Here is a 19,140-nt window from a genome sequence, read left to right on the forward strand (position 1 = left end):
GCCTTGTCCTGCCGTCCATGCATACCGTCGAAACCGTGCTGCTCGTGCTCCTGCTCGGAGCGCTGACCGGCATCGCCGCGCGCTACATGCGCGCCATTCCCTTGCCCCTGATCCAGGTCGCGCTCGGCGCGGCGCTGTCCTGGCCGCAGAAGGGCCTGCACATCGCCTTCGATCCCGAGCTGTTCCTGCTGCTGTTCATCCCGCCGCTGCTGTTCGCCGATGGCTGGCGCATCCCCAAACGCGAGTTCTTCGCCTTGCACCGCCCCATTCTGCGGCTCGCGCTGGGCCTCGTGCTGTTCACGGTGCTCGGCCTGGGGTATCTGATCCACTGGATGATCCCATCCATGCCGCTCACCGTGGCCTTCGCGCTGGCCGCCGTGGTCTCGCCGACCGACGCGGTCGCCGTCTCGGCCATCACGCGCAACCTGGGCATGCCGGCCAAGACCATGCATGTGCTGGAGGGCGAGTCGCTGCTCAACGACGCCTCGGGCCTGGTGGCGCTCAAGTTCGCGGTGGCGGCCACGCTGACGGGCGTCTTCTCCTGGGCCGACGCGGGCAAGGAGTTCCTGTGGGTCGCGCTGGGCGGCCTGGCGGTGGGCGCGGGCCTGGGCTGGGCCTTCGCCGTGGGCCGCGAGACCGTCACGCGGCGCGTGGGCGACGTGGCCGCCACGCAGATGGTGCTGCTGCTCGTGCTGCTGCCGTTCGCGGCCTACCTCGTGGGCGAGCACATCGGCGTCTCGGGCATCCTGGCCGCCGTGGCGGCCGGCGTCACGACCAACTTCGCCGACCTGCGGCGCAGCGAGTTCGTGGCCGAGCGCATGCAGACCGAGGGCATCTGGACCATGGTGGAGTCGGCCTTCAACGGCGCCATCTTCCTGCTGCTGGGCCTGCAGCTGCCCTCCATCGTGGGCACCACGCTGGCGGCGGCCGGCGACGACTGGTGGCAGCCCGCCGGCCAGGCGCTGCTGATCACGCTGGCGCTGCTGGGCCTGCGCTGGATCTGGCTCATGCTGGGCGTGCGCGGCAGCCTGTGGCGCGCGCACGAGCGCGGCTCCATGGCCGAGCCGCCCTCGCTGCTGCTGACCCTGGCGACCACGCTGGCCGGCATCCGCGGCGCCGTGACACTGGCCGGCGCCCTGTCGGTGCCGCTGCTGCTGCCCGGCGGCGCGGCCTTCCCGGCGCGCGACCACCTGGTCTTCCTGGCCACGGGCACCATCCTGCTGACCTTGGCCATCGGCAGCGTGGGCCTGCCCCTGGTGCTGCGCCGGCTGCCGCTGGCCGGCGAGCCGGCCGCGCTGCAGGAGGAGCGCAACGCGCGGCTGGCCGCCTGCAAGGCGGCCATCGCCCACATGGCGCACAAGAAGCCCAGCACCAACGACCCGGACCGCCTGGCCCAGATCCAGGAGGCCGTGGGCCGGCTCACGCAGGACTACCGCAAGCGCATCGACCTGCTGGAAGACCCCGCGACGCCGACCACGCCCGAAGCCCAGGCCGAATCGCCCGAGGCCGTGCGCCAGCGCCGCCAGCGCTACCTGCTCGAGATGGAGCTGCGGCTGCAGGCCCTGCACGTGGAGCGCAACGCCTTGTACGCCGAGCGCCAGGCGCACCGCATCAACGACGAATCGCTGCGCGCGCTGGTGGGCGAGCTGGACCTGGCCGAGGTCTCGCTGCGCAAGCGCCTGGCCGTGGCGCGCCAGGCCGCCGGTCTGGCGGGTGGCGCGCCGGCGTCGCACTGAGCGGGGCGGCCAGGCTCGGTTCATGCCATCTGCGCAATGGTCTTGCGGAAGCGGCGCAGCGACAGGCCGAACAGCACGCCGCCGATCACCAGCAGGCAGGCGAAGGGCTTCCACACCACGTCCAGGCCGGCACCCCGGTAGAGGATGGCCTGCGCCAGTTCGACGAAGTGCGTCGTCGGTGCGAGCAGCATCACGTCCTGCACCAGCGCCGGCATGCTCTCGCGCGGGGTCATGCTGCCCGACAGCATCTGCAGCGGCAGCATGATCAACACCATCAGCAGGCCGAACTGCGGCATGCTGCGCGCCAGTGTCGCCAGCCAGATGCCCATCGCCGTGGTGGCGAACAGGCACAACGCGGCGCCGGTCAGGAACAGCGGGATCGAACCCTCCACCGGCACCTGCAGCAGCGTGCGCACGACGAGCTGCAGCGCCATCCACGCGGCCAGCAGCACCACCAGCCCCATGGCCCAGACCTTGGCCAGCATGATCTCGGTGGGCGTGACCGGCATCACCAGCAGGTGCTCGATGGTGCCGTGCTCGCGCTCGCGGATCAGCGCCGCGCCGGTCAGGATGATGGACAGCAGCGTGACGTTGTTGATGATCTGCATCAGCGAGCCGAACCACATCTGCTGCAGGGCAGGGTTGAAGCGCGCGCGCAGCGCCAGGTCCACCGGCAGGGTGGTGCTGGTGCGGTGGCGCTGCACGAATTCGGTGACCTGGCCCAGCGCGATCTGCTGCACGTAGCCGCTGCCGGAGAAGGCCTGGCTCATGCGCGTGGCGTCCACGTTGAGCTGCAGCTCGGCGCTGCGCCCGGCCAGCACGTCGCGCTGGAATCCCGGCGGGATGGTCAGCGCGAAGGTGATGCTGCCGGCGTCCATCGCCGCGTCCATGTCCGTCTGCGACTGCAGGTGCTGCGCCACGAACTGCGGCGCGTAGAACGCGGCGGCGATGCGTGCCGACAGCGGCGATGCGTCCTCGTCGAGGATGGCGATCGGTGCCTGGTGCAGCGTCTCGGGCATTGCCGTGCCCGCGGTGTAGACCGACACCGTGAAGGTGTAGGCGATCAACACCAGCATGACCGGGTCGCGCCACAGGCTCCACAGCTCCTTGATGCCCAGGCGCCAGATGTTGGACAGGTGCCGGCGCATCGTCAGCTCTCCTGCTTCTTCAGCAGCGCGATGGCCAGGCCCAGGATCACCGGGACCGAGGCCAGCAGCGGCCAGAAGGCAGCCTGCAGGTCCGCCAGACCCAGCGCCTTGCCGAACACGCCGCGGCTGATGATGAACATGTGGGTGGCCGGAAAGATCTCGCCGACCAGACGCCCCCCGCCTTCCAGCGATGACACCGGGTTCGTCATGCCCGAGAACTGCGTGGCGGGGATCAGCGTGCCGATCATCGCGAAGAACATCGCGGCGATCTGGCTGCGGGTCAGGGCCGAGGCCAGCAGTCCCATGCCGGTGGCCGAGAAGCTGAACACCAGCGCCGCCAGCGCCAGTGTCCAGAAGCTGCCCGTCATCGGCACGCCGAACACGGTGACGGCGAGCAGGCACATCAGCAGGAAGTTCAGCATCGCCAGCGCCACGTAGGGCAACTGCTTGCCGAGCAGGAACTCGGTGCGCGTCACCGGCGTCACGTACAGGTTGATGATGGAGCCCATCTCCTTCTCGCGCACCACGGCCAGCGCGGTCAGCATGGCCGGCAGCATCATCAGCAGCAGCGGGATCACGGCGGGCACCATCGCCGGCAGGCTGCGCACGTCGGGGTTGTAGCGAAAGCGGGTCTGCATCTGCACGACGCTGCTGGAGGACAGGCCGCGCGCCTGCGCCTGATCGGCCAGCCACTGCTGGTGCATGCCCTGCACGTAGCCCTTGACGGTCTCGGCGCGCTGCGGCATGGCGCCATCGATCCAGGCACCCACGGCAACCTCGTGCCCGCGCAGCGCGCCGCGGCCGAAGCCGGGCGGAAGCTCGATGGCGAGGGCCAGCTCGCCGCTGCGCATGCGGCGGTCCAGATCGGCGTAGTCGGTGATCGGCGGCCGTTCGGTGAAGTAGCGCGAGCCGGACAGGTTCAGCGCGTAGTTCTGGCTCAGGGTGCTCTGGTCCCGGTCCAGCACGGCGTAGTTCAGGTTCTCCACGTCCAGGCTGATGCCGTAGCCCATCACGAACATCAGGATCAGTGAGCCGGCCAGCGCCAGCGTGGCGCGCACCGGGTCGCGCTGCAGTTCGAGCGCCTCGCGCCACAGGTAGCTGTACAGGCGCTGCAGCGAAGCGCGCACGCGGCCCTGGGCGGCGGCGCGCTCCGCGGGTGGCGCCGCGGGCGCGGGTGTGGCCGGCGTGGCCGCGCCCGCGCCGCCGCTGGCTTCGAGCAGGTAGCCGATGAAGGCTTGCTCCAGCGTGGCGGCGCCGCGCTTGCGCACCAGCTCGCGCGGCGTGTCGCTGTCGAGCACGCGGCCGGCGTGCATCATCGACATGCGGTCGCAGCGCGCGGCCTCGTTCATGAAGTGGGTGGAGATGAAGATCGTCACGCGGTCGCGCCGCGACAGCTCCACCAGCAGGCGCCAGAAGGCGTCGCGAGCGACCGGGTCGACGCCCGAGGTCGGCTCGTCCAGAATCAGCAGCTCGGGCCGGTGCACCATCGCCACCGCCAGCGACAGGCGCTGGCGCAGGCCCAGCGGCAGGCTCTCGGGCAGGCTGTCCAGCACCCCGGCCAGGCCGAAGCGCGCCACCATCTCGTCCACGCGCGCGGCGCGCTCGGCCTGCGGCACGTGGAACAGCTGCGCGTGCAGCACCAGGTTCTGGCGCACCGTCAACTCGCCGTACAGCGAGAAGGCCTGCGACATGTAGCCCACGCGCCGGCGCGTGGCGATGTCCCTGGGGTCCACCGGCTGGCCGAACAGCGCGGCCTGGCCCGCGCTGGCCGGCAGCAGGCCGGTCAGCATCTTCATCGTGGTGGACTTGCCGCAGCCGTTGCTGCCGAGGAAGCCGAAGATCTCGCCGCGCCGGATCCGGAAGTCCACGTGGTCCACGGCCGTGAAATCGCCGAAGCGCATGGTCAGCCCGCGCGCCTCGATGGCGATGTCCTCGTGGCCGTCGTCGGGCAGGGGCGGGATCTCCACCGGCGCGTGGCCGCGCTTGCGCTCCTCGGGCAGCAGCGCGATGAAGGCCTCCTCCAGCGAATGCACCCGGGTCTGCGCCAGCAATTCGGCCGGCGAGCCGATGGCCAGCACGCGCCCGGCGTCCATCACCACCAGCCAGTCGAAGCCCTGGGCCTCGTCCATGTAGGCGGTGGCGACCAGCACGCTCATGCGCGGCCGTTCAGTGCGGATGCCGTCGATCAGCGACCAGAACTGCGCGCGCGCCAGCGGATCGACGCCGGTGGTGGGTTCGTCCAGGATCAACAGATCCGGGTCGTGGATCAGCGCACAGCACAGGCCGAGCTTTTGCTTCATGCCGCCGGACAGCTTGCCGGCCGGCCGGTCGAGGAAGGGGCGCAGGCCGGTGCTGGCGGTCAGCGCGTCGATGCGCTGGCGCCGCGCGGCCGCGTCGTGGCCGAACAAGCGGGCGAAGAACTGCAGGTTTTCCTCGACCGACAGCGTGGGATAGAGGTTGCGGCCCAGTCCCTGCGGCATGTAGGCGATGCGCGGGCACACGGCCGTGCGGTGGCGCCGGTCGGCCATGTCGCCGCCCAGCGCCTCGACCCGGCCTTCCTGTACCGCGCGCGCGCCCGCCACCAGCGACAGCAGGCTGCTCTTGCCAACGCCGTCGGGGCCGATCAGCCCGACCATGCGCCCGGCCGGGATGTCCAGGTCCACGCCGTCCACGGCCAGCGTGGCGCCATGGCGCAGCCGCACGCCTGCCAGGCGCACGACCTGCTGGGCTTCAGCAGACATCGCTCACTCCGGCACCCGGATGGTCAGTTCGTCCGGCCAGGGCGCCTGCGCGTCGAGCTTGACCCAGGCCACGCCGGGCAGGCCGGTCTTGACCTGCTGCAGGTGCTTTTGCAGCAGCGCCGGATCGATCTGCGCCTTCACGCGGAACATCAGCTTCTGCCGCTCGCTGGCGGTCTCCACCGTCTTCGGCGTGAACTGCGCGGTGCTGGCGACGAAGCTGATCCTGGCCGGGATCACGTACTGCGGCGCTGCGTCGAGGATGATGCGCGCCTCGCTGCCGAGCGCGACGCGGCCGGCCACGGTCTCGGGCAGGAAGAAGCTCATGTAGACGTCGGACAGGTCGACCAGGTTGAGCAGCTTGCCGCCGCCGGCCAGCACCTCGCCGGGCTGCGCCAGCCGGAACTGCACGCGGCCGTCGCGCGGCGCCTTGAGCGTGCTGTCGGCCATGTCGGCGTCGATGCGGGCCACGGTGGCCTCGGCCGCCTGCACCGCGGCGTCGGCGCCCACGCGCTGGGCGCGGGCGGCGGCGATCGCTGCCTGCGCCGCGGCCACCTGCGCACGCACGGCGGCGACCACGGCCTCGGCGCTGTGCACGCGGGCGCGGTCGTCGTCCAGTTCCTGCTGCGAGGAGGCGCCGTCGCGCGCCAGCGTCTCCGAGCGTGCCAGCCGGCGGCGCGCGGCATCCAGCTCGCTCTCGCGCTGGATCACCTGGGCCTGCACGGCCAGGCGGTCGCTTTCCCGTGCGGTGACCTGGGCCTGGGCCTGGGCCACCCCGGTGACGGCCTGTTGCTGGCGCGCCAGCGCCTCGTTGCGCTGCGCGACGAGGCTGTCGATCTGCATCGTCGCCAGCGACTGGCCGGCGCTGACGAACGCCCCTTCGTCGACCAGCATCTCCTGCACACGGCCGGCGAGCTTGGTGGCGACGTCGACCTCGGTGGCCTCGATGCGGCCGTTGCCGCTGGCGAAGCCTTCACCGGGGCCCTGCGGCTGGCGGGACTGCCAGGCCCACCAGCCGGCACCAGCGAGCACGGCGATGGCGAGGACGGGAAGCAAGCGGTTCTTGGTGGCCATGGTGCTTTGTCTGAGGTCAGGGTGCCGGTGTGGCGGTGGCGAGCGTGGCTGCGCCGCCGCCCAGCGCGGCGTACAGCGTGGTGCGGGCTGCCAGCAGCGCCCGCCGCGTCTGCACCAGTTGCTGCTCGGCGGCGAGCAGGTCGCGCTGCGCGTCGAGCACTTCGAGGAAGTTGGTGGCGCCGGCGTCGTAGCGCAGGCGGGCCAGCCGGGCGCGCTCGGCCTGCGCCTGCAGCGCCTCGCGCTGGATGCCGGTCTGCTCGGCCAGCCAGCGCTGGGCCGACAACGCGTCCGCCACCTCGCGGAAGGCGGCCTGGATGGTCTTCTCGTAGTCGGCCACGGCCAGGTCGCGCCGCACCTCGGCCAGCGTCAGGCCGGCCTCGCGCCGGCCGCGGTCGAACAGCGGCAGCGTCAGGCTCGGCGCGAAGGTCCAGGCGCGGCTGCCGCCATCGAACAGGCCGGCCAGTTCGGCGCTGGCCGTGCCGAAGCTGGCGGTCAGCGCGATGCGCGGGAAGAAGGCAGCGCGTGCAGCGCCGATGTTGGCGTTGGCCGCGCGCAGCCGGTGCTCGGCGGCGGCGATGTCGGGCCGGCGCGCCAGCAGGTCGGACGGCAGCCCGGCGGCCAGCGGCAGGACCACGGCGGCGTCGTCCAGCGGCCGCGCCGGGGCCACCAGCGCGACCGGTGTGCCGACCAGCTGGACCAGTGCGTGCGCCCTTGCCGCGCGCTGCTGCTGCAGCTGCGCGGCCAGCGCCTGCGCCTGGCTGGCCAGCGTGCGCACCTGGGCCAGTTCCAGCCGGGAGGCCGAGCCGACCTCGAAGCGACGCTGGAAGATGTGCAGCGATTCGTTGCGGCTGTCCACCGCCGCCCGGGCCAGCGCCAGCCGTTCGTCCAGCTCGCGCAGCTCCAGCCAGCCCTGGGCCACCTGCGCGACCAGCGACAGCGTCAGCGCACGGCGGGCGGCGTCGGTGGCCAGGTAGCTCTGCAGCGCGCTGTCCTCCAGGCTGCGCACGCGGCCCCAGAAGTCCAGCTCCCACGCGGCCAGGCCCAGGCCGGCCTGGTACTGGCCGGCCGTCAGCGGCTGGCGGGTGATGTTGAGGTCGCCCGGCGTCAGCGAGCGAGCGGCCTCGGCCGACAGCGCCAGCGTCGGCCGCGCATCGGCACGCTGGATGCCGTAGGCGGCCTGCGCCTCGGCCACGCGCAGCGTGGCACTGCGCAGGTCGCGGCTGTTGGCCAGCGCCTGGTCGATCAAGGCCAACAGCGCCGGATCGCCGAAGGCGTCGCGCCAGCCGAGCCCGGACGGCTCCAGCGCGTCGGCGGCGGCCGTCGGCACATCGGGGTAGCGGGCGGCAACGGGCGGCGCCGGCAGCTGCACGGTCGGCGCCATCGAGGCGCAGCCGGCGCCCAGCGCCGCGGCCAGCAGGGCAGGGGCGAGACGGCGCATCACCCGACCACGTGGTAACCGGCGTCCACGTACAGCGTGCTGCCGGTGATGTTGCGCCCGCCCTCGCCAGCGAGGAAGGTGCACAGCGCGCCCACGTCGTCGATGTCCACCAGCCGGCGCAGCGGCGCGCGCGCGACGGCATCCTGCAGCAGCTGGTCGAAGCCAGCGATGCCCGAGGCCGCGCGCGTGGCCAGCGGACCGGGCGAGACGGCGTTCACGCGGATGCCGCGCGGGCCGAGCTCCGCGGCGAGGTAGCGGGTGCTCGACTCCAGCGCGGCCTTGACCGGACCCATGACGCCGTAGTTCGGGACCACCTCCTCGGCGCCGACGTAGCTCATGGTCATCAGCGCGCCGCCGTCCGGCATCAGCGGCTCGGCCAGGCGGGCCATGCGCGCGAACGAATGGCAGGAGATGTCCATGGCACGCGCGAAGCCCTCGCGCGAGGTGTCCGTCACGCGGCCGTGCAGGTCGCTCTTGGGCGCGAATGCGATCGAATGCAGCGCGAAGTCGAGCCGTCCCCATTGGCGTGCGATGGCCTCGAACACGGCCTCCATCTGGCCGGGCTGCTCCACGTCCAGCGGCATGCGGAGCGCGGCCTGCACCTGGTCGGCCAGCGGCTCGACCCAGGGGCGGGCCTTGTCGTTGAACCAGGTCACGGCCAGCTCGGCGCCGGCGGCGCGGAACGCGCGCGCGCAACCCCAGGCGATGCTCTTGTCATTGGCGATGCCGATGACCAGGCCCTTCTTGCCTTGCAGTGCGGGCGTCATGTCAGTTCTCCACGGCGCCGTGCGTCACCCGCAGCGCACGAAACCGGCTCACAAGCAAAGGTTCAAAAGGCCGCGGAGCAGGCCATGCCAGCGGCCGCCGCGGAACTGGCTCTGCCAGGCCGCTGGCGGCGCCCCCTGGAGGGGGGATGGGACTTCTACACGAAGTGAGAAGTCCAAACGGGGGTGGTCTCATCTCATTTCTCCAGGACGTAGGTGCCGGGGGCATCGGCCAGCGGCGGGTAGCCGGCGGCGCCGAGCCGCGGCGGTTTGACCGGTGCGCCCGAGTGCACGGCCAGCCACTGCTGCCAGGCCGGCCACCACGAGCCCGGCACCGTGGGGGCGGCGGCCTGCCAGTCGGCCGGCGCAAGATACGTGCCGCCGGCCGGCCGCATCAGGATCTGGTAGCTGCGGTGCGAATCCGGCCCGGGCGGGTTGACGATGCCGGCGTTGTGGCCGCCGCTGGTCAGTGCGAAGGTGATCTCGGCCGGACTCAGGAAGTGCAGCTTGTGCACCGAGCGCCAGGGCGCGACATGGTCGGTGGTGGTGCCGACCATGAAGATCGGCAAGGCCAGGTCGCCCAGCGACACCGGCCGGCCGGCCACCGGATAGCGGCCTTCGCTGAGGTCGTCGTCCAGGAACAGGCGGCGCAGGTACTGCCCGTGCATGCGGGCGGGCATGCGCGTGGCGTCGGCGTTCCACGCCATCAGGTCGCTCTGGGCGGAGCGGTTGCCGAGCAGGTAGGTGCTGACCAGGCGCGACCACAGCAGGTCGTACGAGCGCAGCATCTGGAAGGCCCCGGCCATCTGGCTGGCCCGCAGGTAGCCGGTCTCGGCCATTTGCGCTTCCAGCAGGCTGACCTGGCTCTCGTCGATGAACAGGCCCAGCTCGCCAGGCTCGCTGAAGTCGGTCTGTGCGGCGAACAGCGAGACCGAGGCCAGCCGCGCATCGCCGTCGCGCGCCATTGCCGCGGCCGCGATGGCCAGCAGCGTGCCGCCCAGGCAGTAGCCGGTGGCGTGCACGCGCCGGTGCGGCACGATGGCGCCCACGGCATCGAGCGCGGCGTGGAAGCCCTCGGCCAGGTAGTCGTCCATGCCCAGGTCGCGCTCGGCCACGCCGGGGTTCTTCCAGGAGATGCAGAACACGGTGTGGCCCTGGTCGACCAGATGCTGGATGAGCGAGTTGTGCGGCGACAGATCCAGGATGTAGTACTTCATGATCCAGGCCGGCACGATCAGCACGGGCTCGGGACGCACGCGGGCGGTGGCGGGGCGGTACTGGATCAGCTCCATCACGCGGTTGCGCAGCACCACCTGGCCGGGCGTGGTGGCCAGGTTCTGGCCGACCGTGAAACCCTCGGGCGCGGGGGGCTGGCCGCTGGCCAGGGCGAGCAGGTCGGCTGCCAGGTATTCGGCGCCGCGCACCAGGTTGGCACCGGCCTCGGCGGCGGTGCGCTGCAGCACCAGTGGATTGGTCGCCAGCTGGTTGCCGGGGGAGAAGGCGTCCAGCCACTGCCGCGCCCAGAAGGCCACCATCGTCTCGTGGTGCGGCTCCACGCCGGCGATGCCGTGGGTGGCGGCGTCCCACCACTGCTGCGTCAGCAGGAAGGACTGCTGCAGCAGGTTGAACGGCCAGGTCTGCCAGGCGGCCGCCGCGAAGCGGCGGTCCTGTGCCGGGGGCAGCACCAGATCGCGGGCATCGCCGGGGCCGGCCAGCAGGCGGTCGCGCAGGTAGTGCGCGAGTGCGGCGGCCTGGGTGCCGGCCAGCTGCGCCAGGGCGATCTGCCGTCCGGGCGAGACGGCCAGGTGCGCGCTCCAGTCCTGCCAGGCCAGCAGCGCAGCGGCAGGCGACAGCGAGCCGGTCGCACGCGCCAGCGCCGCATGCACGAGTTGGTCGAGATGCTCGGTCGGCGATGGCGTGTGTGGCATGGCGGAATGGATGGATTGCAGGGCTGCCTGGAATCTACCGAGGGATGGCGCCCGGCCATTTGATCCAGGTCAAGGGCGGCTGTTAACGACCGACCAGTCGGTTTTTTGTGCACGGCGATAATACACACCGCCATGACCACTGGATGACGGTGGCCGGTCCTGCGCCACCCAATCCGTACCCGCAATGACACCCGAATTGCTCACCGAACAGCCGACCCCGGAACGCCCGGCACGCCAGCGCCTTCCGGCGATCGTGCGCGTGACCCAGATCCTGGATGCGGCGCTGCGCGTGTTCTCCGACAAGGGCTTCGCGGCGGCGCGGATCGACGATGTCGCCGCCGCCGCCGGGCTGTCCAAGGGCGGCGTCTACACGCATTTCACGAGCAAGGAGGAGATCTTCGGCGCGCTGCTCACGCGGCTGATGCTGCCGCTGCACGCCAACCGGCCGCCGCTGCATCCGGACACCGCCGTGACCGTGGACGTGCTGGTGCACCAGGTCGTCGCGCCCATGTACGAATCCTTCGGCGACCCGGCCACCGCACTGACGCTGCGGCTGATGCTGGCCGACGGGGCGCGTGCGCAGCAGCTCGTGGGCCAGTGGCGCGAGATGGTCGTGGAACCCTATCTGGCCGACATCCAGCAACTGCTCCAGCGCGGTGCAGCGCAGGGCCACCTGCGCCGTGGTGTACTGCTGCGCGAGCCGCGGCTGGTGCTGTCGCCGGGCGTGCACACCATGCTGGAGCTGCTGGTGCAGGGCACGCTGGATGCCGCGGCCATGGAGCGCCAGCGCAAGGCCCACATCGCGATGCTGCGCGAACTGCTGGAGCCCTGATGGGCCGCGCGGCCTGGTCGCTGGTGCTGCTGCTGTCCAGCCTGTGGGCGGTACCGGCGCTGTACTTCCGCCTGCCGCTGCCGCCGGTCGGGGCAGGTGTGGTCGCGGCCGGCTGGGCGCTGCTGGCGCTGGCGGCCATGGTCCTGCTGTGGCGCGAGGACCCGGCGCGGCCGGTGCTGGTCTACGGCGTGGCCTTCGTGCTGCTGCTGGGCTGGTGGGTGCGCATCGCGCCATCGGATGCGCGCGTCTGGGCCGACGACGTGGCCCGGCATCTGCAGGCCCGCACCGACGGCAGCGTGGTGCTGCTCTCCAACGTGCGCAACTTCGACTGGCGCAGCGACACCGACTACACCCAGCGCTGGGAGACCCGGCGTGTCGACCTGGACCGGCTGCGCACGGTGGACATGGCGCTGTCGTACTGGATGGGGCCGGCCATCGCGCACACGCTGGTCTCGTTCGGCTTCGACGATGGCCAGGGTGGTGTCCAGCAGCTCGCCTTCTCGATCGAGATCCGCAAGGAGCGTGGCGAATCCTTCTCGGCCATCGCCGGCTTCTTCAAGCAGTACGAGCTAAGCCTGGTGGCGGCCGATGAGCGCGACATCCTGCGCGTGCGCACCAACGTGCGCGGCGAAGACGTCTACCTGTACCGCGTGCAGCTGGCACCGGCCGCGCAGCGCGCGCTGTTCCTGGCGTACCTGGCCGAGGCCCAGGCGCTGGCGCGCCAGCCGCGCTTCTACGACACGCTGACGGCGAACTGCACCACCATCGTCTACGAGATGGCGCGCCGCATCGTCGGCGGCCTGCCGCTGGATTGGCGGCTGCTGGCCTCGGGCTACCTGCCCGAGTACCTGCACGGCGTGGGCGGCCTGGTGCCGGGCCACACGGTGGAGCAGCTGCGCCGCGCCGGCCGCATCACCGAACGCGCCCAGGCGGCCGATGCCGACCCGCAGTTCTCGCAAGCGATCCGGCGCGGCGTGCCGGGCATGGAGGCCACGCCGTGATGCGCCGCCTGGCCGCGCTGCTGGCCCTGGTGCTGCTGACGGGCTGCGCTGGCGTGACGGTCACCTCGATCTCACCGGCCAAGTACCTGGCCGAGCGGCGCGGCGACGTGCTGACCACGGGCCGGCTCAGCGAGACCGCGCAGGAGGTGCTGCGCGTGGTCGGCATCACCGATTGCCGCGAGCGGCCCGTGGCCTGCCGCGGCACGCTGGGGCTGTCGGCCGGCATCAGCGAGGAGCAGCGGCTGTCGGCCCTGGCCGAGCTCTGGCTGGAGCACGCGCTGGCGGCCGACAAGGCCCAGGCCGCCGACGAGACCGTGCTCGACGCCTGGCTGGAAACAGCGCGCCACGCCTACGCCTACCTGTTCTTCACCGCACGCAGGCCAGGCGAGCGCGCCTTCGAAGACCGCCAGACCCAGGTGCGCGACTACTACAACTATGCCGTGCAGCAGACCGTGACGCGGCTGTTCAAGGTCTACAGCGCCACGCCGGCCGCGCAGCGCGGCGAGACGCTGGCCGTGGGCGGCTGGCGCATAGCCACCCATGCCGACGACCTGGCACTGCCGCCGGACTTGCCCATGCCCGAGGAGCTGCTGCCGGCCTCGTCGCTGCGCTTCACGGGCCTGCGCAACAGCTACCGTCGCGACGGCTTCGGCGCCGAGCTGGTGGCCGTGCTGCCGCCGCCCGCCGATGCCGACCCGGCCCGGCCCTTCGACACCACGCGCTTTCCGGCGATCACGGCCCTGTTGCGCTTCGAGGGCAGCACGCTGGCGGGCGTGCTGGCCGGCCGCGCCGTGCAGCTCATGCTGTACGACCCGTACCGCAGCGGGCAGGCGCCGCTGGCCGGCGAGCGCGTGCCGCTGGCCGCCAACTTCACGGCCGGCTACGGCCTGTGGCTGGCGCGCGCGGGCTTCGCCACGCAGTCGCTGCGCACGCTGTTCGGCCTGTCCGACGGCATCGTGCGCCCGCGCATCGAGCTCATGCAGCCCTACGACCCCAGGCGCCGCACCGTCGTCATGCTGCACGGCCTGGCCAGCAGCCCGGAGGCCTGGATCAACGTGGCCAACGAGGTGCTGGGCGACGAGCTGCTGCGCCAGAACTACCAGCTCTGGCAGGTCTACTACCCGAGCAACGCACCGCTGGCGCTGAACCAGAAGGCCATCCGCGAGGCCCTGCTGCAGACGCTGGCGCACTTCGACCCCAGCGGCCAGGCCGTGGCCTCGCAGAACATGGTGCTGGTGGGCCACAGCATGGGCGGCGTGCTGTCGCGGCTGCTGGTGTCGTCGGCGGGTGAGCGGCTGTGGTCGCTGTTGCCGGCGGACCCGGCGGACCCGGCGGCGCGCGAAGCCCGGGAGCGCCTGGCGCCGCTCCTGGCCTTCGAGCCCTTGCCGCAGGTCAGCGAAGCCATCTTCATCGCCGCGCCGCACCGCGGCACGCCGTTCGCGGGCAGCCGGCTGGCGCGCCGCATCGCCAACTTCGTGACCTTGCCGCTGGCCATGCTGGAGCAGATCGGCGATGTGACGGGCCTGTTCGGCCGGCCCGGTCCCGACGGCCAGGAGCCGGGGCCGCAGCGCATCCCCAACAGCATCGACAACCTGCGCGACACCGACCCCTTCGTGCAGGCCGCCGCGCAGCTGCCGATCAGCCCGCAGGTGCGCTACCACTCCATCATCGGCCAGGCCGACATGGCGCTGCCACGCGCCGAGGCCAGCGACGGCATCGTGCCCTATGCCAGCGCGCACCTGGCGGGCGCGGCCTCCGAGCGCGTGCTGCCGTCCGAGCACAGCGTGCAGGAGCATCCGCTGGCGATTCTGGAGATCCGGCGCATCCTGCGCGAGTCGCTCAGCGGACCCCGCTGAGCAGCACCACGCCCACCACCACCAGCACGCAGCCCGCGGCGCGGCCCGGGCCGACGCGCTCGCGCAGGATCAGCAGGCCGAACAGCGCGCCCACCATCATCGACATCTCGCGCGTGGGCGCCACCACGCTGAGCGGCGCGCCCATCCCGAGCGCGGCCAGCACCAGGATGTAGGAGAGCGGCGAGAGCAGGCCCACCGCCACGGCCAGCGCCCAGTGTCCGCGCATGGCGGCCAGTGCGGCGGCGCGGTTGCGCAGCATCCAGGGCGCGAGCACGCACAGCCGCACGAGGTTGGAACACCAGTCAAGTACCACGGCCCCCACGCCCAGCACCTTGACGCCATAGGCATCGACCACGGTGTAGCCCGCGATCAGCGCGCCCGTGGCACCACCCCAGCGCACGCCGGCCAGCGCACTGGGCTGGCGGAACATGGCCAGCCGGCCATCGGTGCAGATCAGGCCGATGCCCAGCACGATCGCCACCAGGCCCAGCAGGCCGTGTGCCGACGGCGCTTCGCCCAGCAGCACGAAGGCGCCGATGGAGGACAGCAGCGGCCCGGTGCCGCGCGCCACCGGATAGACCACCGACAGATCCGCCACGCGGTAGCCCTTTTGCAAACACATGCTGTAGACCAGGTGCAGCAGGCCGCTGGCGACGATGCAGGCCAGCACGGGGCCGTTGACCGGCATGCCGCCGTGCGTCAGCTCCCACACCACCCAGGGCGCATAGGCCGTGCAGGCCACCAGCGTGCTGGCGGCCACGAAGGCTGTACCGGCATGGGCGGCGCGCTTGGCCAGCAGGTTCCAGGTGGCGTGGATCAGCGCCGCCAGCACCACCATGGACAGGCTGAGCCAGCTCATGGCCCGGCCTTCGGAAGCGGCCGGCGTTTGATGCACATCAAGCAGCGCGCGATCAAGGGCCGAATACCCGGTGGCGCCAGCGTTCTATTGGCCTCGAATGCGGGCCGGCTATGTTGTATTGCGGGCATGGTCTCCTCCACTGCATTTTCCACAAGCGCGCAGGCCTGGCACCAGCTCGCGCCCGATGCCGCGCTGGCGGCGCTGAACGCCGGCCGCGAAGGCCTGGACCCGGCCGACGCGGCCGCCCGGTTGGCCGCCCACGGTCCCAACGCGCTGCCTGCTGCGCCGCCCGTGCACCCGCTCAGGCGGCTGCTCGCGCAGTTCAACAACGCGTTGATCCTGTTCCTGCTCGGCGCGGCCGTGGTCGCCGGCGCGCTGGGGCATTGGGTCGATGCCAGCGTGATCTGGGGCGTGGTGCTGGTCAACGCCATCGTCGGCTTCGTGCAGGAGGGCAAGGCCGAGCAGGCGCTGGCGGCCCTGCACGGCATGCTGGCGCCCAACGCCCGCGTGCTGCGCCGCGGCCAGCGCGCCAGCGTGGCGGTGGCCAGTCTGGTGCCCGGCGACCTGGTGCTGCTGGAGGCTGGCGACCGCGTGCCCGCCGACCTGCGGCTGCTGCGCGCGCGCGGCCTGCTCGTGGACGAGGCCATCCTCACGGGCGAATCGGTGGCCGCCAGCAAATCCGAGCTGGCCGTCGAGGCCGCTGCAGCGCTCGGCGACCGCACGGGCATGGCTTACTCCGGCACGCTGGTGGCGGCCGGGCAGGGCTTGGGTCTGGTGGTGGCCACCGGCGTGCAGACCGAGATCGGCCGCATCAGCAGCCTGCTGGGCGGCGTGCAGCCGCTGGCCACGCCGCTGCTACGCAAGATCGACGCCTTCGGCCGGCGTTTCACGGTCCTGTCGCTCGCGCTGGCTGCCGCGCTGTTCGCGTTCGCCGTGGGTGTGCAGGGCATGGAGTGGGTGGCGGCCTTGATGGTCGTGGTGGCCATCGCCGTGAGCCTGGTGCCCGAGAGCCTGCCGGCCGTGATCACCATCACGCTGGCCATTGGCGTGCGCCGCATGGCCGCGCGCCAGGCCATCGTGCGCCGGCTGCCGGCCGTGGAGACGCTGGGTGCCACCACCGTGATCTGTTCGGACAAGACCGGCACGCTCACGCGCAACGAGATGACGGCCTGCCGCGTGGCCACGGCCGGTGCCTGCATCGCTGTGGGCGGCTCGGGCTATGCGCCGGTCGGCGCGCTGGATCTGCCGCCGGGGCACGAGGCGCTGGCCGCCAATGCGCGCCTGCTCATCGAGGCCGGGCTGTTGTGCAACGACGCGCAGCTGGCGCAGGACGCAGCCGGTCAGTGGAAGGTCGATGGCGACCCCATGGAAGGCGCGCTGGTGGCGCTGGCCATGAAGGCCGGGCTGGCGCCTGCCGCGCTGCGCGCCGGCCAGCCGCGCAGCGACGAGATCCCGTTCGATGCGCAGCACCGCTTCATGGCCACGCTGCATGCGCACACCAACGGCCAGGCCCTGCTGGTTGTGAAGGGCGCGCCCGAGCGCGTGCTGGCCATGGCCACGGCCCAGTTGGGTGCCAGTGGCCAGCCTGAGCCGCTGGATGGCGCGCACTGGCAGGCAGCCATTGCCGCGGCCGCCTCGGCAGGCGAGCGCGTGCTGGGCTTCGCGCTGCGCCAGCTGCCTGCGGCGCCGGTGCCGCTGGACTTCGGCGCGGTGGCCGATCTCGTGTTCCTGGGCCTGGTGGGCTTCATCGACCCGCCGCGCGCCGAGGCCATGGCGGCCATGGCCGACTGCCGCGCGGCTGGCATCCGCGTGAAGATGATCACGGGCGACCACGCGGCCACGGCCGCCGCCATCGCGGCACAGCTGGGCCTGGCCGATGCGCCCGTGGTGGCCACCGGCGCCGATGTGGACGCGGCCGACGATGCCGCGCTGCGCGGACTCGCCTTGCGGGCCGACGTGTTCGCGCGCACCGACCCCGGACACAAGCTGCGCGTGGTGCGCGCGTTGCAGGCCGAGGGCCACGTGGTGGCCATGACCGGCGACGGCGTCAACGACGCGCCCTCGCTCAAGCAGGCCGACGTGGGCGTGGCCATGGGCCACAAGGGCACGGACGCGGCCAGGGAGGCGGCGCAGATCGTGCTGGCCGACGACAACTTCGCCTCCATCGTGGCGGCCGTGCGCGAGGGCCGCACGGTCTACGACAACATCCGCAAGGTCATCGCCTGGACGCTGCCGACCAATGGCGGCGAGGTGCTGGCGATCGTGGCCGCGCTGCTGCTGGGCCTCACGCTGCCGATGACCGCACCGCAGATCCTGTGGGTCAACATGGTGCTGACCATCACGCTGGGCCTGGTGCTGGCCTTCGAGCCGGCCGAGCCCGGCGTGATGGCGCGGCCGCCGCGCGCGCCCGATGCGCCGCTGCTGTCGCCCTTCATGCTCTGGCGCATCGTGTTCGTCTCGCTGCTGTTCACGCTGGGCGCATTCGGCATCTTCGCGTGGGGGCAATGGCGCGGCCACGCCGATGCGCTCAGCCGTACCATGGTGGTCAACGTGCTGTGCGTGATGGAGATCTTCTACCTGTTCAACGTGCGCTACCTGCACATGTGCTCGTTCACCTGGACCGGTGCACGCGGTACGCCGGCCGTGCTGTGGGCCGTGGCGGCCGTGGTGCTGGCCCAGCTGGCCTTCACCTACGCGCCGTGGATGCAGGCGCTGTTCGACACGCGCGACGTGCCGCTGGCCGACGGGCTGCTGATCCTGGCCATCGGCGCGGCCTCCATGGTGGTGCTGGAGATCGAGAAGGCCTTGCTGCGCCGCTGGCGGCTGTTCGACGAACTGAAGAGGAACACGACATGACCGAAGCCATGCGCCAGAGCGTGCTGCTGGCCACCGACCTGGGCCCGCGCAGCGACCGCGCACTCGACCGCGCGCTGCTGCTGGCGCGCGAATGGCGCGTGCCGCTGGTCGCGTTGACCGTGGTGCCACCTGGCGCCGGCCTGGTCACGCACCCGGTGCTGGCGCTGTCGTCCGACGCCGTGGCGCAGCGCGCCGCGCGCCGCCAGGCCGAACGCCGGCTGCGTGCCGACCTGGCCGATGCGACCGTGCCGCCCATCGTGCGCGTGGAGCAGGGCGAGCTGACGAGCACCGTGCTGGCCGTGGCCCAGGCCGAGCGCTGCGGCCTGGTCGTGACCGGCGTGGCCCGCCACGAGGCGCTCGCGCGCATGCTGCTGGGCTCCACCGTGGAGGCGCTGGCGCGGCGCGCGCCCGTGCCGCTGCTGGTGGTGCGCGAGCGCGCCCGGGCCGCCTACACCCAGGTGCTGGTCACCAGCGATTTCTCCGAGCACGCGCGCCATGCGCTGCAGACCGCCGTCGCCCTGTTCCCGCAAGCCAGCTTCACGCTGTTCCATGCCTTCGGCAACCCGTATCCCATGCTGGCCGGCATGGACGTGGAGCAGGCGCGCCAGGCCGGCCGTGCCGTGGCCGAGGAGCAGGCGCGGCTGTTCCTGGACTCCACAGAGCTGCCGGCCGCCGTGCGCGCGCGCACCACGCTGCGCCTGGCCTATGGCGACCCGGGCCTGCTGCTGCGCGAGCATGGCGCCGAGCACCTGGGCGAGCTCGTGGTGCTGGGCACGCAGCGCCGCTCCGGCCTCACCGGCCTGCTGCTGGGCAGCGTGGCCGAGCGCGTGCTGGAACTCGCGGAGAGCGATGTGCTCGTGGTGCCGCCCCGGCCCGCGGGCGGCTGAGAAACTGTGAACGCACAGGCTCG

General features: G+C 72.1%; 13 protein-coding genes. 6 read left to right on the forward strand and 7 right to left on the reverse strand.

Going from position 1 to position 19,140, the window contains the following annotated elements:
* Positions 1 to 17: 17 nt before the first annotated feature.
* The gene (locus tag ACSQ4M_RS22110) at positions 18 to 1,736 is read left to right on the forward strand and encodes a Na+/H+ antiporter (protein WP_436191570.1); all 1,719 of its coding nucleotides are present in this window, start codon (positions 18 to 20) and stop codon (positions 1,734 to 1,736) included.
* A 20-nt stretch (positions 1,737 to 1,756) separates the two neighbouring features.
* Here the strand turns inward: ACSQ4M_RS22110 and ACSQ4M_RS22115 are convergent, their stop codons facing one another.
* The 6 genes from ACSQ4M_RS22115 to ACSQ4M_RS22140 form a co-directional block, all read right to left on the reverse strand.
* Positions 1,757 to 2,884: an ABC transporter permease gene (locus ACSQ4M_RS22115; protein ID WP_436191571.1), complete on the reverse strand. Its 1,128-nt coding sequence runs from the start codon at positions 2,882 to 2,884 to the stop codon at positions 1,757 to 1,759.
* A 2-nt stretch (positions 2,885 to 2,886) separates the two neighbouring features.
* Positions 2,887 to 5,625, reverse strand: a complete 2,739-nt coding sequence (gene rbbA, locus ACSQ4M_RS22120; RefSeq protein WP_436191572.1) for a ribosome-associated ATPase/putative transporter RbbA — start codon at positions 5,623 to 5,625, stop codon at positions 2,887 to 2,889.
* 3 nt (positions 5,626 to 5,628) lie between these two features.
* Positions 5,629 to 6,696, reverse strand: a complete 1,068-nt coding sequence (locus tag ACSQ4M_RS22125) for an HlyD family secretion protein (protein WP_436191573.1) — start codon at positions 6,694 to 6,696, stop codon at positions 5,629 to 5,631.
* Between the two features lie 16 nt (positions 6,697 to 6,712).
* Positions 6,713 to 8,134: an efflux transporter outer membrane subunit gene (locus ACSQ4M_RS22130; protein ID WP_436191574.1), complete on the reverse strand. Its 1,422-nt coding sequence runs from the start codon at positions 8,132 to 8,134 to the stop codon at positions 6,713 to 6,715.
* On the reverse strand, positions 8,134 to 8,901 hold the full coding sequence (gene fabI, locus ACSQ4M_RS22135; protein ID WP_436191575.1) for an enoyl-ACP reductase FabI: 768 nt from the start codon (positions 8,899 to 8,901) through the stop codon (positions 8,134 to 8,136). Before fabI ends, ACSQ4M_RS22130 begins: the two co-directional genes overlap by 1 nt.
* Before the next feature lie 194 nt (positions 8,902 to 9,095).
* Positions 9,096 to 10,826 carry a PHA/PHB synthase family protein gene (locus ACSQ4M_RS22140; protein ID WP_436191576.1) on the reverse strand — a complete coding sequence of 577 codons (1,731 nt, stop codon included), beginning with the start codon at positions 10,824 to 10,826 and terminating at the stop codon, positions 9,096 to 9,098.
* A 184-nt stretch (positions 10,827 to 11,010) separates the two neighbouring features.
* Between ACSQ4M_RS22140 and ACSQ4M_RS22145 the strand changes: the two genes are divergently transcribed.
* Genes ACSQ4M_RS22145 through ACSQ4M_RS22155 form a run of 3 tightly spaced genes read left to right on the forward strand, consistent with a single transcriptional unit; the run spans position 11,011 to position 14,515 of the window.
* Positions 11,011 to 11,658 carry a TetR family transcriptional regulator gene (locus ACSQ4M_RS22145; RefSeq protein ID WP_436191577.1) on the forward strand — a complete coding sequence of 216 codons (648 nt, stop codon included), beginning with the start codon at positions 11,011 to 11,013 and terminating at the stop codon, positions 11,656 to 11,658.
* Positions 11,658 to 12,659, forward strand: coding sequence for an Lnb N-terminal periplasmic domain-containing protein (locus ACSQ4M_RS22150; RefSeq protein WP_436191578.1), 1,002 nt, complete (start codon positions 11,658 to 11,660; stop codon positions 12,657 to 12,659). The genes ACSQ4M_RS22145 and ACSQ4M_RS22150 overlap by 1 nt, the downstream gene beginning before the upstream one ends.
* Entirely contained in the window at positions 12,659 to 14,515 is a 1,857-nt protein-coding gene (locus ACSQ4M_RS22155) for an esterase/lipase family protein (protein WP_436194050.1), read from the forward strand. The genes ACSQ4M_RS22150 and ACSQ4M_RS22155 overlap by 1 nt, the downstream gene beginning before the upstream one ends.
* Here the strand turns inward: ACSQ4M_RS22155 and ACSQ4M_RS22160 are convergent.
* The gene (locus ACSQ4M_RS22160) at positions 14,499 to 15,374 is read right to left on the reverse strand and encodes an EamA family transporter (protein WP_436191579.1); all 876 of its coding nucleotides are present in this window, start codon (positions 15,372 to 15,374) and stop codon (positions 14,499 to 14,501) included. The genes ACSQ4M_RS22155 and ACSQ4M_RS22160 overlap by 17 nt on opposite strands.
* Positions 15,375 to 15,500: 126 nt before the next feature.
* Between ACSQ4M_RS22160 and ACSQ4M_RS22165 the strand changes: the two genes are divergently transcribed.
* Together ACSQ4M_RS22165 and ACSQ4M_RS22170 are read left to right on the forward strand one after the other, a co-directional pair.
* Complete coding sequence (locus tag ACSQ4M_RS22165; RefSeq protein ID WP_436191580.1) at positions 15,501 to 18,230, forward strand: HAD-IC family P-type ATPase; 2,730 nt, start codon at positions 15,501 to 15,503, stop codon at positions 18,228 to 18,230.
* Positions 18,227 to 19,117 carry a universal stress protein gene (locus ACSQ4M_RS22170; protein WP_436191581.1) on the forward strand — a complete coding sequence of 297 codons (891 nt, stop codon included), beginning with the start codon at positions 18,227 to 18,229 and terminating at the stop codon, positions 19,115 to 19,117. Before ACSQ4M_RS22165 ends, ACSQ4M_RS22170 begins: the two co-directional genes overlap by 4 nt.
* The last annotated feature ends 23 nt before the right edge of the window (positions 19,118 to 19,140 follow it).

This window comes from Pseudorhodoferax sp. LjRoot39, assembly GCF_964253035.1.
Classification (GTDB): domain Bacteria; phylum Pseudomonadota; class Gammaproteobacteria; order Burkholderiales; family Burkholderiaceae_C; genus Pseudorhodoferax.

Coding starts and splice junctions, on each gene's coding strand:
- ACSQ4M_RS22125 (WP_436191573.1), bottom strand. CDS start 6,696: ATGGCCACCAAGAACCGCTTGCTTCCCGTCCTCGCCATCGCCGTGCTC.
- rbbA (WP_436191572.1), bottom strand. CDS start 5,625: ATGTCTGCTGAAGCCCAGCAGGTCGTGCGCCTGGCAGGCGTGCGGCTG.
- ACSQ4M_RS22170 (WP_436191581.1), top strand. CDS start 18,227: ATGACCGAAGCCATGCGCCAGAGCGTGCTGCTGGCCACCGACCTGGGC.
- fabI (WP_436191575.1), bottom strand. CDS start 8,901: ATGACGCCCGCACTGCAAGGCAAGAAGGGCCTGGTCATCGGCATCGCC.
- ACSQ4M_RS22165 (WP_436191580.1), top strand. CDS start 15,501: ATGGTCTCCTCCACTGCATTTTCCACAAGCGCGCAGGCCTGGCACCAG.
- ACSQ4M_RS22145 (WP_436191577.1), top strand. CDS start 11,011: ATGACACCCGAATTGCTCACCGAACAGCCGACCCCGGAACGCCCGGCA.
- ACSQ4M_RS22115 (WP_436191571.1), bottom strand. CDS start 2,884: ATGCGCCGGCACCTGTCCAACATCTGGCGCCTGGGCATCAAGGAGCTG.
- ACSQ4M_RS22140 (WP_436191576.1), bottom strand. CDS start 10,826: ATGCCACACACGCCATCGCCGACCGAGCATCTCGACCAACTCGTGCAT.
- ACSQ4M_RS22150 (WP_436191578.1), top strand. CDS start 11,658: ATGGGCCGCGCGGCCTGGTCGCTGGTGCTGCTGCTGTCCAGCCTGTGG.
- ACSQ4M_RS22130 (WP_436191574.1), bottom strand. CDS start 8,134: ATGCGCCGTCTCGCCCCTGCCCTGCTGGCCGCGGCGCTGGGCGCCGGC.
- ACSQ4M_RS22110 (WP_436191570.1), top strand. CDS start 18: ATGCATACCGTCGAAACCGTGCTGCTCGTGCTCCTGCTCGGAGCGCTG.
- ACSQ4M_RS22155 (WP_436194050.1), top strand. CDS start 12,659: ATGCGCCGCCTGGCCGCGCTGCTGGCCCTGGTGCTGCTGACGGGCTGC.
- ACSQ4M_RS22160 (WP_436191579.1), bottom strand. CDS start 15,374: ATGAGCTGGCTCAGCCTGTCCATGGTGGTGCTGGCGGCGCTGATCCAC.